The 13,756-nt window shown below is 62.1% G+C and carries 11 protein-coding genes and 1 pseudogene; 10 read left to right on the forward strand and 2 right to left on the reverse strand.

Annotated elements, in window-relative coordinates; genetic code table 11:
* Positions 1 to 30 precede the first annotated feature (30 nt).
* From dsbA to SB765_RS08295, 5 genes and pseudogenes are all read left to right on the forward strand, one after another.
* On the forward strand, positions 31 to 663 hold the full coding sequence (dsbA, locus tag SB765_RS08275; protein ID WP_063424554.1) for a thiol:disulfide interchange protein DsbA: 633 nt from the start codon (positions 31 to 33) through the stop codon (positions 661 to 663).
* Between the two features lie 34 nt (positions 664 to 697).
* Positions 698 to 1,530 (forward strand): annotated as a pseudogene (locus SB765_RS08280) (endonuclease/exonuclease/phosphatase family protein).
* 27 nt (positions 1,531 to 1,557) lie between these two features.
* A complete protein-coding gene (locus SB765_RS08285) occupies positions 1,558 to 3,483 on the forward strand; it encodes a diguanylate cyclase (RefSeq protein ID WP_410931171.1) in 1,926 nt (641 codons plus the stop codon).
* Between the two features lie 79 nt (positions 3,484 to 3,562).
* Positions 3,563 to 4,351: an N-acetylmuramoyl-L-alanine amidase gene (locus tag SB765_RS08290; protein WP_410931172.1), complete on the forward strand. Its 789-nt coding sequence runs from the start codon at positions 3,563 to 3,565 to the stop codon at positions 4,349 to 4,351.
* A gap of 288 nt (positions 4,352 to 4,639) precedes the next feature.
* Entirely contained in the window at positions 4,640 to 6,244 is a 1,605-nt protein-coding gene (locus SB765_RS08295) for an EAL domain-containing protein (protein ID WP_016497425.1), read from the forward strand.
* 38 nt (positions 6,245 to 6,282) lie between these two features.
* Here the strand turns inward: SB765_RS08295 and SB765_RS08300 are convergent, their stop codons facing one another.
* Both SB765_RS08300 and algB read right to left on the reverse strand, forming a co-directional pair.
* Complete coding sequence (locus SB765_RS08300; protein ID WP_016497426.1) at positions 6,283 to 8,064, reverse strand: KinB sensor domain-containing domain; 1,782 nt, start codon at positions 8,062 to 8,064, stop codon at positions 6,283 to 6,285.
* Positions 8,061 to 9,407 carry a sigma-54-dependent response regulator transcription factor AlgB gene (gene algB / locus SB765_RS08305; protein WP_341797224.1) on the reverse strand — a complete coding sequence of 449 codons (1,347 nt, stop codon included), beginning with the start codon at positions 9,405 to 9,407 and terminating at the stop codon, positions 8,061 to 8,063. The genes SB765_RS08300 and algB overlap by 4 nt, the downstream gene beginning before the upstream one ends.
* A 210-nt stretch (positions 9,408 to 9,617) precedes the next feature.
* Between algB and SB765_RS08310 the strand changes: the two genes are divergently transcribed.
* The 5 genes from SB765_RS08310 (at position 9,618) to gltP (ending at position 13,655) form a co-directional block, all read left to right on the forward strand.
* Positions 9,618 to 10,439, forward strand: coding sequence for a BON domain-containing protein (locus tag SB765_RS08310; protein WP_410931173.1), 822 nt, complete (start codon positions 9,618 to 9,620; stop codon positions 10,437 to 10,439).
* Between the two features lie 174 nt (positions 10,440 to 10,613).
* Positions 10,614 to 10,904 carry a hypothetical protein gene (locus tag SB765_RS08315; protein WP_410931174.1) on the forward strand — a complete coding sequence of 97 codons (291 nt, stop codon included), beginning with the start codon at positions 10,614 to 10,616 and terminating at the stop codon, positions 10,902 to 10,904.
* A 42-nt stretch (positions 10,905 to 10,946) separates the two neighbouring features.
* Positions 10,947 to 11,108: a DUF1328 domain-containing protein gene (locus SB765_RS08320; RefSeq protein WP_003252966.1), complete on the forward strand. Its 162-nt coding sequence runs from the start codon at positions 10,947 to 10,949 to the stop codon at positions 11,106 to 11,108.
* Positions 11,109 to 11,110: 2 nt separating this feature from the next.
* Positions 11,111 to 11,581 (forward strand): inhibitor of vertebrate lysozyme family protein, encoded by a 471-nt coding sequence (locus SB765_RS08325; RefSeq protein WP_341797227.1) that lies wholly within the window; start codon positions 11,111 to 11,113, stop codon positions 11,579 to 11,581.
* 745 nt (positions 11,582 to 12,326) lie between these two features.
* On the forward strand, positions 12,327 to 13,655 hold the full coding sequence (gene gltP, locus SB765_RS08330; protein ID WP_016497431.1) for a glutamate/aspartate:proton symporter GltP: 1,329 nt from the start codon (positions 12,327 to 12,329) through the stop codon (positions 13,653 to 13,655).
* The last annotated feature ends 101 nt before the right edge of the window (positions 13,656 to 13,756 follow it).

Below are 13,756 nucleotides of genomic sequence, written 5' to 3' on the forward strand. Positions count from 1 at the left end.
TGGCGACCTATGACTGCTCAGGAGTAAAGCATGCGTAAACTGATTCTCAGCGCCGCGCTGGTCGCTGCCAGCGTATTTGGTATGACTGCCGTCCAGGCCGCCGAGCCTGTTGCTGGCAAGGAATACCTCGAGCTGAGCAACCCTGTTCCAGTTTCCGTGCCTGGCAAGATCGAAGTGGTCGAGCTGTTCTGGTACGGCTGCCCACACTGTTACCACTTCGAGCCGACCATCAACCCGTGGGCTGAAAAGCTGCCGGCTGACGTCAACTTCAAACGTGTTCCTGCCATGTTCGGTGGCCCATGGGACGCACACGGCCAGATGTTCCTGACCCTCGAAGCCATGGGCGTCGAGCAAAAGGTGCACGCCGCAGTCTTCGATGCTATCCAGAACCAGCGCAAGCAGCTGACCAAGCCGGACGACATGGCCGACTTCCTCGCCACTCAAGGCGTCGACAAGGACAAGTTCCTCGCCACCTTCAACTCCTTCGCCATCAAAGGCCAGGTTCAGAAGGCCAAGGAACTGGCGAAGAAGTACGAAATCACCGGCGTACCGAGCTTGGTCGTCAACGGCAAGTACCGCTTCGACCTGGGTACCGCTGGCGGGCCGGAAGGCGTACTGAACGTCGCCGATCAGCTGATCGCCAAGGAGCGCGCCGCCAAGTAGGCGGCGTAACCCATGCCCCGCTTCAGAACCACGCGTGGCATTGGCCTGCCCCAGCCGCAGGTCAACGAGCATCACCTGCAGGCTTCTGGCCTGCCCGAGGATGGTCGACTGCGGCTGCTCAGCTTCAACATTCAGGTTGGCATCAGCACCGAGCGCTACCGGCATTACCTGACTCGCAGCTGGCAGCACTTGCTGCCGCACAACGGGCGTGCCGGCAACCTGCAGAAAATCGGTGATTTGCTGGGCGACTTCGACCTGGTGGCCTTGCAGGAGGCCGACGGGGGCAGCCTGCGCTCAGGCTATGTAAACCAGGTCGAGCACCTGGCTCACCTGGGGGCCTTCCCCTACTGGTACCAGCAACTCAACCGCAACCTCGGGCGTTTCGCCCAGCACAGCAATGGCGTGCTCAGCCGCCTGAAGCCGCAAGCGCTCGAAGACCACCCATTGCCTGGCCCGGCCGGCCGTGGGGCGATCCTGGTGCGTTTTGGCGAAGGCGAAGATGCGCTGATCGTGGTGATGATGCACCTGGCGCTTGGCGCCAAGACCCGCGCCCTGCAACTGGGCTACATCCGCGAGCTGATTGGCGGTTACCGTCACCAGGTGCTGATGGGCGACATGAACACCCATGCCACCGACCTGCTGGAGCACTCGCCGCTGCGCGACCTGGGCCTGATCGCCCCGCAAGTCGAGGCGACTTTCCCCAGCTGGCGCCCCCAGCGTTGCCTGGACCATATCCTGCTCAGCCCAAGCCTCACGCTTGAGCGTGTCGAGGTGTTGGCGCGGCCAATTTCCGACCACCTTCCCGTCGCTGTCGAGATTCGATTGCCTGATGCATTGACTGTGGATACGCTGCCGGTCTTGAGCTAATTGCCATCACCGTTTGCGGACCCGGGCATGACTGAAGACGCTGAGCGCTGGAAAGAAAAATACCTTAAAAGCATCGAGCAGCAAGAAAAGCTCGAACGCCGCTGGGACGCCCGTCTCGACCTGCTGCGTCGTGGTCTGGTGCGCAGCACCCTGGCTGCCGAAGGCAGTGACAAGGTGGTGGACGCGTGCATGAAGGAAATGCGCGAGGTTATCCGCAGCGACAACATGGACGCCGGCCTCGCCGGGTTGATTCCGCGCCTTGAAAAAGCGGTGCTGGACTCCGAGCAGCGCCGGGAAACCCGCATGAACCAGGTCAGCGATGCGCTGACAGCGCTGGTCGGCCAACTGCAAGGCTTGCCGCTGCCCAGCGATATCTCGCGGCCGTTGAAAAAGCTGGCCAAAAAACTCGATGGTGGCGTTGCCCAGTCCCGCGACCTGCCGCCGCTGCTGGGCGAGCTGAGCGGCTTGCAGGGCCTTGCACTGTCGGCCCTCGGCAAACCGGGGGACGAAACCCGGCCCGGCTTTTTGCAACGCCTGTTCGGTAGCCGCGAGGATGAGCCACAAGGCGAGCCCGCGCCCGCGCCGGCAGCGGTGCCTGCTGCTGAGGCGCCCCCGGCTGCACAGCACAGTATCGAAGCCCCCCAGCCAGACGATGTGGATGCGCTGCAACCGCTCTCAGCCTATACCGCCGAAGCGACGGTAGCGCCCGAACCTGAGCTGGAGATATCCGGCCCGGCGTTGATCGAAACAATTGAAACCCCGGCCGCCCAGCCACTGCCACAGGAAGAAGCGCCCGAGCCGGAAGCGGCCTTCAGCGAACCCTTGGCAGAAGAACAACCGGCACAAACACTTGAAGAAACCTTTGGCGAAGACGGCCCCTATGCGCTGCCCTACGCGGTAGAGCCGCCCTACAGCCAGGTTGCTGCGCACATCGAGAAGACCCTGATCGGCCTGCTCGATGACCTGAGCCTGCCCGAGCGGCACAAGGCCCAGGCGCTGGAAATGCGCGAGCGCGTTGCCCGGGGCCTGAACTGGTACGAGCTGATCCCGGTGCTGGATGACCTCGCCGTGCTCATGCTGGCGATCACCGACAGTGGCCAGCACGAGTTCGAAACCTACCTGCAGCAACTCAATGAGCGCCTCGAAGGCTTCCAGAGCCACCTGCACGAGGCCAGCGCAGGCCATGCGGACAACAGCTCTGCCGCTCGCGAGCTGGATACCCAGTTGCGTGAGCATGTCGATGGGTTGCAAAACAGTGTGCAGGGCGCCGCCGACGTCGATAGCCTCAAGCACATCCTGGACAACCGCCTGGAAGGCCTGCTGGTCACCATGGACGAGCATAAGCACGAGCGGGATCGCCGCGAGCAAGAGCTGGCGGGGCGCCTGCAAGGCTTGTCCGAGCGGGTGGCGAACATGGAGCACGAGGCGCTCGGTTACCGCGAGCACCTGGAAGAGCAACGCCAGAAAGCCCTGCTCGACCCCCTGACCGGTCTGCCCAACCGCGCGGCCTGGAGCGAGCGGGTCGAGCGCGAAATAATCGAATGGCAGGAGAATGGCGGCCATCTGGCCATGGCGATCCTCGACCTGGATCATTTCAAGCGCATCAACGACAGTTATGGGCATCTGGCCGGGGACAAAGTACTGAAGATTGTCGCCGACCAGTTGCGCAAGCGCTTGCGTGGCCGTGACTTCATCGCCCGCTTCGGTGGCGAGGAATTCGTCCTGCTGCTGCCGCAGACATCGCCGGCCGCTGCTGCTCAAGTGGCGGAAACAATGCGGGCCACGGTGGAAGCCTGCCCGTTCCACTTCAAGGGCGAGCGGGTGGTGATCACCACCTCCATTGGCCTGGGTGCGTTCCGCTCCGGCGAGCGCGGCGACCAGGTGCTCAAGCGCGCCGATGCGGCGCTGTACCGGGCCAAGGAGCTGGGGCGCAACCGCGTCGAGCAGAACTAGCCTGCAAACACAGACCCACGGTAAGCGCGGCCATGGGGAGCACGTTATACTGTAGCGCTCATTCGCTGAGGCCACTGACGTGCTTTCCACGCTGAAAAAAACGCTGATTTCCTTTTTGCTGTTATCTGTCGCCGGTTGCTCGACGGGCCTGCGCATCGACCGCAGCCACCCCTCGGCCAACCAGGACAACCGCATCCAGTTCGTTGTCCTGCATTACACCAATGCTTCGCTGGAGCGCTCGCTCGCGTTGCTCACCCATGGTGAGGTCAGCAGCCATTACCTGATCGGCGACGGCCCTGCGACGGTGTATCAACTGGTGGATGAAAACCGCCGTGCCTGGCATGCCGGCGACAGCCAGTGGCAGGGGCGCACCTGGCTGAACTCCTCGTCCATTGGCATCGAGATCGTCAACCCTGGGTTCACCGACACACCCAATGGCCGGGTCTGGCACCCTTACAGCGAAGCGCAGGTCCAGTCGCTGATTGCGCTGCTCAAGGACATCGTAAAGCGCAACAACATCGAACCGCGGCACATCATTGGTCACAGTGATATCGCTCCATCACGCAAGCTGGACCCGGGGCCGCTGTTCCCGTGGAAGCGCCTGGCCGATGCCGGGCTGGGTATCTGGCCAGATGCCAACGCAGTGGCACGGCAGCAGGCCTACTTCAGCGTCAACCCGCCGAGCGTTGGTTGGTACCAACAGGAACTGGCGCGGTTTGGCTATCAAATCGAGCAGACCGGGGTGCTGGATGTTGCCACCCGCCATGTGATCACTGCGTTCCAGATGCGCTTCCGCCCGCAGCGCTTCGACGGCATGCCCGATGCGCAGACGGCGGCGATGCTGCAGGTGCTCAACCGCATGCGTTGAGCCCTGTAGGCCCAACCGTTTTGCACCATCACTCAGGCTGGCGCATCCACCCTTTGGGAGCGGGCGTGCCCGCGAAGAATGCGACGCGCGGTATGGCACCGGCTACGCCGGTGTTCGCGGCGGTTCGGCGCTCCGACACGCCCGCTCCCACAGTGATCGCGCAAACCTTTGGATTTTAATACGGCAGTCGCTCCCACAAAAAACAGTGTGGCGTGCAGCGAAGTGCCAGACGGTGAGGGTGATTCTCGATCCAGTTGCTATACCTTAATTATCAACTGGATGCCTTTGATGTCAGCCATCATCACCCTGCTGCGCCAAATTTTTTACCGTCCCTGGATGCTGGCCACGTTGGCAGCGCTGGCCAGCGCGGCCCTGTTGCTCTCTGCCAGCATCGGTATTGCCCTGCAACAGATGAAGCAAAGCGAGAGCGAACAGATGAACGCCCAGGGTGAGCGTTTTCTCGACCGCCTCGAACAAGTGTTTGGCCAGCTGCGTGAAGGGGTAGACCTGTTGCAGGCACAGCCCTTGCGTGGCTGCAGCCCAGCGATGCTGGCGGCCTTGCAGCAGGTGGGGCTGAGTTCGCGGTTCATTTATGAAGCGGCTTACGTGGATGGTGATATCGCCTGCTCCAACCGTGGTGATGAGCGGGCGTTTGAACCTTTGCGGGCACCGGATATCCAGGGGCCGACCTACAGCTACTGGTTGAACACCACCACCGAACCGAACGAGAACCTGGCTGCGCTCATGCTAGGCCGGGGCCAGTTCGTGGTCTCCACCTCGCGCGGGCACCTGACCGATGTGGTCGATCTGCCTCCGGGCGGCAGCCTGGTGGTGGTGCTGGATAACGGTGCCCGCGCCATCCCCGTGCTGGGGCCGCCACAAGTGTGGCCGCCGCCCTCGGCCTGGTCGACAAGCCACAAGTCGCTACTTGAACTCAGCGACCGCCTGATCTACCGCATGCCGACCAAGTCGCCGGATTACCAACTGGTGCTGATTGCCCCGCGGGCCAGCCTGCCATTGAGGATGAACGGCATGCTCTGGCTGCTGTTCCCCGGCAGTGTGTTGGCGGCGTGCTGCATTGGTTGGCTGGTGCTGCAATTGATCCTGCAGCGGCGGTCGATGAGCTCGGAGTTGCAGCATGCCTTGCGCCGCGGGGAGCTGCAGGTGCTGTACCAGCCGATCTTCGAACTCGACAGCCGACGCTGCGTGGGTGCCGAAGCGCTGGTGCGCTGGCGGCGCCCGGACGGTACCCTGACCAGCCCGGACTTGTTCATCCCGCTGGCGGAAAACACCGGGCAGATTCGCCAGATCACCGACTTTGTCCTGCAGCGCGTGCTCGAACAGCTGGGCCAGTTGCTGCGCTCGCACCCTAAACTGTACATATCGGTGAACCTGGCCGCTTGCGATGTGATGGTGCCGCGGATCGGCCGGGTGGCGGCCCGCCTGCTGGCCTTGCATCGGGTGGCGCCCAGCCAGATTGCCTTCGAGGTCACCGAGCGAGGCCTGGTGGATGTGGTGGTGGCCCGTGACAACCTGCAATCGCTGCGCGCTTCGGGGCATCAGGTGCTCATCGACGACTTTGGTACAGGCTATTGCAGCCTGGCCTACCTGCAGACCCTACCCGTGGACTGCCTGAAGATCGACAAGGCGTTCATCGACGCGCTTGGCCACGATGCCGCCAGCAGTGGCGTTGCTCCGCATATCATCCGCATGGCCCATGACCTTCACCTGCGGGTGATAGCAGAGGGCATAGAGTGTGAGGACCAGGCGGTGCTGCTGAACAGTGAAGGGGTCAATTACGGCCAGGGCTGGCTGTTTGCCCGGCCGCTGAACGCCAGGCAGTTTGCCGAGCTGGTAACCCGCGGGCAGCTACCACGACGCGCAGAGCACTGAGTAATCCTGCCCGGCGGTGAGGCCGGTGCAGGCGACTGTCAAACCGGCAGCGCCATGTAGAACTGGGTCCCCTGCCCCGGCCGGGAAAACACGCCCATCCGCCCGCCATGCAGCTGCACGATTTCTTTGCACAACGCCAGCCCCAGCCCTGCGCCCCCTTTCTTGCGGCCTACCTGCACGAAGGGCTCGAAGATGCGCCCCTGCTGCCCGTAGGCAATGCCCTCGCCATTGTCCTCGACACTGATGATCACCCGCTCCGCATGCCGTCTTGCATGCAAACGGATACGCCCGCCGTTGGCGGTATGGCGGATGGCGTTGTGCAGCAGGTTGTCCAGCACCCGGTCCAGCTGGGCAGCATCAGCCCGCAGGCGCGGCAGCGGCGGTTCCAGCTCCTTGGTCAACTCGATCTGCTTGTGTGCCGCCTGCTCGGCGAAACGCAGTTGCGCCCGCTCCAGCAGTTCGTCCAGGGCGCAGGGGGCGAGATCGAGTTTCTGCAGCCCGCTCTGGTAGCGGGAGAAGTTGAGCAGGTCGTTGATCAGCTGGGTCAGGCGCTGCATTTCTTCGCCGATGGTTTCCAGCAGGTCGTTTTCGCGCGCCTCGGCAGGGAACTTGACCCGCTCGCGCAACAGGCCGAAGGCCATGTGCATGCCGGTGACCGGGGTGCGTAGCTCGTGGGAGGCACGTAGCACGAACTCGCTGCGCACGCGTTCGAATGCCCGCTGCTCGGTCACATCGTGCAGCACCATCACCGCGCCAAGGATCGGGCCCTGCGGGTGGCTGACCGGGGTCAGGCTGTAGGTGAGCAGGCGCGCTTCTTCATCGACCTCCATGTTCAAGTCGTCCGGCGGCCGGTCCAGGCTGCCGCCGCGCAGCACCTGGCGCAGCTGCTGCTCCAGTTCCGGGCGCTGCAGGGCCTCGGCCAGGCTGCTGCCCACGCGGCTGTGGTTCCAGCCCAGTTGGCGTTGCGCCACCGGGTTGAGGTGCTCCAGGCGGCCTTGGCGGTCGATGATCAGCAGGCCGTCGTCGATGCTGTCGAGCACGGCCTGCAGCCGCTGCTGGCCGGCCAGCAGCTCGTCGACGTTGGTGGCCTGATGCTTGCGCAAGGCATCGGCCATGAGGCCGAAGCGGCGGGTCAGCTGGTTCAGCTCGGTGGCCTGGGTGACTGGCAGGGTGACGTCGAAATTACCTTTGCCCAGTTGGTCGGCCGCGATGGCCAAGGCTTCGATCGGCTGGCCGAACCGCCGGGCGATGTTGTGCGCGGTAATAAAGCCCAGTACCAGCACCACCAGGCCCATCAGGCCAAGCACACCACTGACCAGCAAGGCGCGGTCCCGGGTGCGTTCCTCGCTACGGGTGATCAGGTCCAATGCCTGCCTGTGGGAATCGATCAGGTCGCTGCGCACCTGGTTGAACGCGGCCCCCAGCGGTTGATCCACACCCATGCTGCGAGCGGGTGCGGCGCTGTCGCGATAGGCCTGGAGGAACGTCTGGTAATTGCTGCTGGCCTTGCTGAAACCGGTGCGCTCACCGCCTTGCTCCAGCCCTTGGTTTAGCAGGGCCTGGAAGTTTTCCTGCAACAGCCGCAGGCTTTCCGGGGCGGTGTCTTCATCAAGAATCAGGGTCAGCTGTTCACCCAGGTTCTGGCGCAACTTCAGCCCCACTTCCAAGGCATGGGTGGTCTCGCGCACCAGCTGCTGCTGCACCGTGGCCATCTGCAGCACACTGACCAGGCCCAACAACAACCCAAGCAATGCCACGGTCACGAGCGCCGAGATGCTGAGGAAAAGCCGCGTGCGCAGCTTCATGGGTGGCCACTTCATAGGTTGTACTGCTTGCGTTTGCGGTACAGGGTGGAGGCATCGATGCCCAAGGTCTTGGCGGCTTGGTCGAGGGTGTCGCTGGCCGCCAGCACGGCGCCGATATGGGCGCGCTCCAGCTCATCCAGGCTTAGTGCTGCACCCACGCGCGGGGCATTGCCGGCAGGCTGTTCGCCCATGCCCAGGTGGCTGATTTCCACACGCTCCTGCGGGCAGATGATGCTGGCCCGCTCTACCACGTTACGCAGTTCGCGAATGTTGCCGGGCCAGCGGTAGTTGAGCAGGGCCGAGCGTGCTTCGTCGCTGAAGCCCCGGGCGGGGCGGGAGTATTCCTTGACGAAGCGGGCGAGGAAGCGGTCAGCCAGGGTCAGGATGTCCTCGCTGCGCTCGCGCAGGGGCGGCAAGTGCAAGGTAATGACATTGAGGCGGTACAGCAGGTCTTCGCGGAAGCGGCTTTCGCGCACCATCTCTTCGAGGTTGAGGTTGGTGGCTGCCAGAATGCGTACATCGGCGCGCCGGGTAACCGGGTCACCGACGCGCTCGTATTCCTTGTCCTGAATGAACCGCAGCAACTTGGGCTGCAAGGCCAGCGGAAAATCGCCGATCTCGTCAAGAAAAAGCGTGCCCCCGTCGGCCTGGCTGACCCGTCCAAGGGTACTTTCGCTGGCGCCGGTGAAGGCGCCGCGGGTGTGGCCGAACAGTTCGCTTTCCATCAGCTCGGCGTTCAGCGACGGGCAGTTGATGGTCACGCAGGCTTTGCGTGCACGCTTGCTCCAGCCATGGATTGCCCGGGCCAGCTCGCCTTTACCGGTGCCGGACTCGCCCAGGATGAGGATGTTGGCGTCGGTGGTGGCGACCTGGCGGGCGGTTTCCAGCACCGCCATCATGGCCGGGGTGTGCGAGTCGAGGCCGTCCTTGGGTTTGCGTACTTCACCTTCCAGTGCCTCCAGGCGCGCGGAAAGGTGGCGCACCTCCAGCTGCTTGGCGGTGGCCAGGCGCAGCTGGTCGGGGCTGCAGGGCTTGACCAGGTAGTCGGCGGCGCCGGCCTGGATGGCGTCCACCGCTGTGTCGATCGCCGAGTGCGCGGTGACAATCACCACGCGCATCCAGGGTGCCTGGATGCGCATCTGCGCCAGTACGTCTAGGCCGTTGTCCTCGCCCAGGCGCAAATCGAGGAAGCACAGGTCGAACACCTGGCGCTGCAGCAAGGTTTCGGCCTGGGCGGCGCTGTTGGCCGTGGCCACGCTGTAGCCCTCGTCTTCCAGGCAATAGCGGAAGGTGCGCAGGATCGCGGACTCGTCATCCACCAGCAGAATGCGGCCTTGGTTGTCCTGGGCTGATTCCATTTCCTGTGCTCCTTAGGGATAGATCTTTATTTAGTGTGGGAAAAATCGGGCAAGTTGCATGGTCAATTCTGAAGGATTCTGTCCTTTGCATGCTAGCCAATGGCCAAACGATGCCTGCAGACCGCGATATTCCAATGATTTGGTTAGAGGCACGCGGTGGCACATTGGTTGCGATGATTTTCAGATTTTGCCTACGAAGGAGGCACTGCCATGCCCTTTTACCTGCGTACAGCTGTTTTGGCAGCCACCCTGCTGCCAATATTTACACCGGCCTTCGCCGACCCTGTGCAGGACGCGCGCCTGGAAGGCGCCCTGCAAACCGCGCTGTCATTGAACCGCATGCTCAACCCATTTCGTATCAAGGTAGAAGTGGACGGCAAGCAGGCGCGGCTCTCAGGTGAGGTGGAGAACGAGGTCGAGCGGCAGCTGGCTGAAGATGTGGCCCGGGCCACCCGGGGCATCGAACAGGTGGAGAACCACCTCCAGCTCAATGCCCAACTGGTTGAGCGCCCGCTTGAGCTACGTGCCTACGCCCAGCGCCTGGAGGACGCCACCCTGGCGGCGGTGATCCGTGCCCGGCTGTTGTGGAGCCGCACCACCGAAAAGGCCCCTATAGAAGTACAAAGCAGTGACGGCGTGGTGACGTTGCGCGGCAGGGTCGACAGTGCCGAAGCCAAGGAGCTGGCAGGCGTGGTGGCGCGTACCACCGACGGCGTACACCTGGTCAACAACCTGGTCAGCCTGGATACCGCAGCCATGGCCAAGGCGCGGGAAACGCCAGTGGGCGCGCCAACCGGGCCGCAGCCGAGTGACAGCTGGATCATCGACAAGATCCAGAATAGCTACCGCTTCAGCCGCAATCTCGATGGCCTGAACCTGAAAGTGGCCAGCGAAGCGGGGATGGTGCGGCTGTCGGGCGAGGTAGTCAGCGCTGAGCAGAAAACCATCGCCGTGGAGATCGCCCGGCAGATCATCGGTGTACGCGGCGTGGATGCCGACTTGCTCAAGGTGGCGACCAAGGTGGAAGGCTGATCGTGCAATTCGCACGACCCCACAGGCGCCATCGTGCAGGATACGAGCTAGGGGTCCATGCGATATCTAGTTAACTCATTGATTTATAAGGATTTTATTTAATTGGCAAGGCTGGCATGCAGGCTGCAATTACCTGTTCAGGTTTGAACAAAAATTACAGCAGGAGGAGCCGGCATGAACCGCCAATCCGTCAACCGCTCGCAGATAGCTGCACTGCCCCTGCGCCAGATGCTGATACTCGGCATGGCGCTGCTGCTGACCTTGGCCGCTGGCCTCTTTTACTACAGCTGGCAGACCGCGCGCCTGGCTGAGCAGGTAGCAGCGCAGACTGCACTGTTGACGCAGATTCAGGCAACCCGTGCCCATACCCTGGTCAAGGCCGCTGACCCGCTGCCAGCTGGCCAGGCGACTGCCTCCCCGGCCACCTTGGAAAATGTCGTACCACAGGACCGTTGGGTCTTCTGACCTGCCGGCCGGACCGATTCTGAAAAAGAAAGGAGAACCACCATGCTGAGTTGGGCTATCACTTTCCTCATCATCGCCATTGTCGCTGCCGTACTGGGCTTCGGTGGTATCGCCGGCGCTGCGACGGGTATCGCGAAGATCCTGTTTATTGTCTTCCTGGTGCTGTTCGTAGCCTCCTTCTTCTTTGGACGTGGACGAGGTTGAAGATGGGCAGGATGCTTTCAACAGCCCTGGCTGCCGCCCTGCTGATGGGTGGCAGTGCGGCGGCGATGGCGGCCAATGACGGCCAGGTCCGGGTCGACCAGTTGCTCGGCTCGGACCCGGAGTACCGGGAAACCTGGCAAGACACGATCAAGGGCGAGGAACGCCTGCCCGATTGGGTGGTCAATCTGACCGGCAGTGCCCAGGAGCAGATGTCCGCGGTTAGCGAAGATGGCGACAAGTACTTGGTCGGCCCCCTGTGCGAGGCCCAGGATAAGTGCACCTACAAGCGCCTGATCGTTGCCTTCAGCTGGGACAAGGATGATGCCTACGGGATGCTCGTGGAGGTACCTGAAGGATTACCGAGCGACAAGTCGCCTACTCGCCATGCGCAGTACCGTTGGCTGGGCGAACCCGACGACGGCATGAAGGCGATGCTTCGGGAGCAGCTCAAGCGTGACCCGAACTGGTATTGAGCATTTATTGCGGGTACGGATGAAAGGTCACCGACTGTCACGTAATAGAAGCTGAACCTTTCTATAGTTCAGCCTTCTATGATGCGCCGCCCCGAGGAGGGGCAGCACATGACCAAGGGGTCGGGCTGTTCTGATTGCTACAGGATCGGAGTGGCCTAGGGGTACAGGGAGTACCTCCAGCAATGGGCCGGGTCAGGAAAGGCGGAATCGGAAGTATCAGGTCTGCGGTGTCACAGGGATACCTTGGCAGACCTGACTTCCGAGGAGCCCTGTAGGAAACGTCGCTTTCCTTGCGCGTTTTTTCCCCTGAGACACATTTTGTCTCGACCGTACATCAAATTTTTTTCGACCTCCTGGCTGCTTCTACAAGTGGCATTTACGCCATTCGGATTGTCGAACAAGCCATCTTCTTCGCCCTTTGTGTACCGTCAAATCTGCCGAAATCTGGCGGTTTGGTCTTGTTCGGGATTCCGAACGTTATAAATCAAGCACTTGCGAACGCCCTCTTTTCGTGCAAATCGATATGCATAAACGGTATGGGGTATGCGTTTCCGGCATTAGCTTTCGCCCCTTGCCGTCGCAATAGTTGCCGCCTTTTTCGCTGGCCAGAGCGCCCTGTCGCTCGCCTGCGGTGTCCTTACATGAAGTCGCCGGACGGAATCTTCTGCTGTACGTGACCTTGCCAATGGCTTTGTTACGTGTGCATCCGCCAGGTGCCATGACCACTAGAACAAAGGGTAAAGACATGAAGAAGGCAAAACTGAGCCTCGCCTGGCAGATCGTTATCGGTCTGGTGCTGGGTGTTGCAATCGGCGCGCTACTGAATCATTTCAGTGCAGAAAAGGCATGGTGGATCAGCAACGTCCTTCAGCCTGCTGGTGACATCTTCATTCGCCTGATCAAGATGATCGTCGTCCCGATCGTGATTTCGTCGCTGATCGTGGGTATCGCCGGGGTAGGCGATGCGAAGAAACTGGGCAGCATCGGCCTGAAGACCATCATCTACTTCGAAGTGGTGACCACCATCGCCATCGTCGTGGGCCTGGTGCTGGCCAACCTGTTCCACCCGGGTGCCGGTATCGACATGAGCACCCTGGGTACCGTGGACATCTCCAAGTACCAGGCCACTGCGGCTGAGGTGCAGCATGAGCACGCGTTCATCGAAACCCTGCTGAATCTGATCCCGTCGAATATCTTCGCAGCGCTGATGCGTGGCGAAATGCTGCCGATCATCTTCTTCTCGGTAATGTTCGGCCTGGGCCTGTCGAGCCTGCAGGCAGAACTGCGCGACCCACTGGTACGCACCTTCCAGGCCGTCTCGGAAACCATGTTCAAGGTCACCCACATGATCATGAACTACGCCCCGATCGGCGTGTTCGCCCTGATCGCCGTGACCGTGGCCAACTTCGGCTTCAGCTCGCTGCTGCCGCTGGCCAAGCTGGTGCTGCTGGTGTACTTCGCCATCGCCTTCTTCGCCTTCATGGTGCTGGGCCTGGTGGCCCGCGTGTTCGGCTTCTCGGTGATCAAGATCATGCGCATCATGAAAGATGAGCTGATCCTGGCGTACTCCACCTCCAGCTCCGAAACCGTTCTGCCGCGCGTGATCGAGAAAATGGAAAAGTACGGCGCGCCGAAGTCGATCTGCTCGTTCGTGGTACCGACCGGCTACTCCTTCAACCTTGACGGTTCGACCCTGTACCAGAGCATCGCGGCCATCTTCATCGCCCAGCTGTACGGTATCGACCTGTCGTGGAGCCAGCAGCTGCTGCTGGTGCTGACCCTGATGGTCACTTCCAAAGGCATCGCTGGCGTGCCGGGGGTATCGTTCGTGGTCCTGCTGGCTACCCTGGGCAGCGTGGGCATCCCGCTGGAAGGCCTGGCCTTCATCGCCGGTGTCGACCGCATCATGGACATGGCCCGTACCGCGCTGAACGTGGTGGGCAACGCCCTGGCGGCACTGGTCATCGCCCGTTGGGAAGGCATGTACGACGCGGCCAAGGGCGAGAAGTACTACGCCTCGCTGATGGCCGACAAAAAGGAAGCTGTAGTCGCTGGCGAAACCGCCAAGCGCTGAGCCTGACCGCTGTTTGATGAAGAGCCCCGACCTGTCGGGGCTTTTTATTGTCTGTGAGATCTTGGGGCCGCGATACGAGGGCGCAGCCCTCGTCTGCGATC

This window comes from Pseudomonas sp. SIMBA_067 (genome assembly GCF_046534675.1).
In the GTDB taxonomy this organism is placed as follows: domain Bacteria; phylum Pseudomonadota; class Gammaproteobacteria; order Pseudomonadales; family Pseudomonadaceae; genus Aquipseudomonas; species Aquipseudomonas putida.

Excerpts from the sequence above, each read along its gene's own strand:
- dsbA (WP_063424554.1), top strand. The coding sequence starts at position 31 with ATGCGTAAACTGATTCTCAGCGCCGCGCTGGTCGCTGCCAGCGTATTT.
- SB765_RS08285 (WP_410931171.1), top strand. The coding sequence starts at position 1,558 with ATGACTGAAGACGCTGAGCGCTGGAAAGAAAAATACCTTAAAAGCATC.
- SB765_RS08295 (WP_016497425.1), top strand. The coding sequence starts at position 4,640 with ATGTCAGCCATCATCACCCTGCTGCGCCAAATTTTTTACCGTCCCTGG.
- SB765_RS08300 (WP_016497426.1), bottom strand. The coding sequence starts at position 8,064 with ATGAAGTGGCCACCCATGAAGCTGCGCACGCGGCTTTTCCTCAGCATC.
- algB (WP_341797224.1), bottom strand. The coding sequence starts at position 9,407 with ATGGAATCAGCCCAGGACAACCAAGGCCGCATTCTGCTGGTGGATGAC.
- SB765_RS08310 (WP_410931173.1), top strand. The coding sequence starts at position 9,618 with ATGCCCTTTTACCTGCGTACAGCTGTTTTGGCAGCCACCCTGCTGCCA.
- SB765_RS08315 (WP_410931174.1), top strand. The coding sequence starts at position 10,614 with ATGAACCGCCAATCCGTCAACCGCTCGCAGATAGCTGCACTGCCCCTG.
- SB765_RS08320 (WP_003252966.1), top strand. The coding sequence starts at position 10,947 with ATGCTGAGTTGGGCTATCACTTTCCTCATCATCGCCATTGTCGCTGCC.
- SB765_RS08325 (WP_341797227.1), top strand. The coding sequence starts at position 11,111 with ATGGGCAGGATGCTTTCAACAGCCCTGGCTGCCGCCCTGCTGATGGGT.
- gltP (WP_016497431.1), top strand. The coding sequence starts at position 12,327 with ATGAAGAAGGCAAAACTGAGCCTCGCCTGGCAGATCGTTATCGGTCTG.